The sequence below is a fragment of the Streptomyces sp. SID13666 genome (assembly GCF_010548325.1).
Lineage (GTDB): Bacteria > Actinomycetota > Actinomycetes > Streptomycetales > Streptomycetaceae > Actinacidiphila > Actinacidiphila fildesensis.
Map to the genome: position 1 here is coordinate 1 of NZ_JAAGLX010000214.1, position 413 is coordinate 413.

The following is a 413-nucleotide window of genomic DNA, read 5'->3' on the forward strand; positions in this document are numbered from 1 at the left end:
ATCGACGACGCCGGTCTGCACGTCACCGTCGACGGCACCTCCACCGTCCTGCCGGTCGACACCGTCGTCCTGTGCACCGGCCAGGACCCGCGCCGCGATCTGTACGACGAGCTGCTCGCCGCCGGCCGCAGCGTGCACCTGATCGGCGGCGCCGACGTGGCCGCCGAGCTGGACGCCAAACGTGCCATCAAGCAGGGCACGGAGCTGGCGGCGTCGCTCTGACGGCCGTACGAGCGCGCGAGCACAGGTCAGCCATCATCGCCGGTCCCTAGGATTGAACTCATGTCACTCCCGCACGCGATCCTCACCGCCCTGCTCGAAAAGCCGTCCTCGGGGCTGGAGTTGACCCGGCGGTTCGACAGGTCGATCGGCTACTTCTGGTCGGCCACGCATCAGCAGATCTATCGCGAGCT

Annotated in this window: 1 protein-coding gene and 1 pseudogene; both read left to right on the forward strand. The window is 68.3% G+C overall.

Going from position 1 to position 413, the window contains the following annotated elements:
* A pseudogene (gene fadH / locus G3I60_RS44145) lies at positions 1-222 on the forward strand (NADPH-dependent 2,4-dienoyl-CoA reductase); the annotation flags it as partial.
* 60 nt (positions 223-282) lie between these two features.
* A partial coding sequence (locus G3I60_RS44150) for a PadR family transcriptional regulator (protein ID WP_164608596.1) occupies positions 283-413 on the forward strand: 131 nt, incomplete at its 3' end.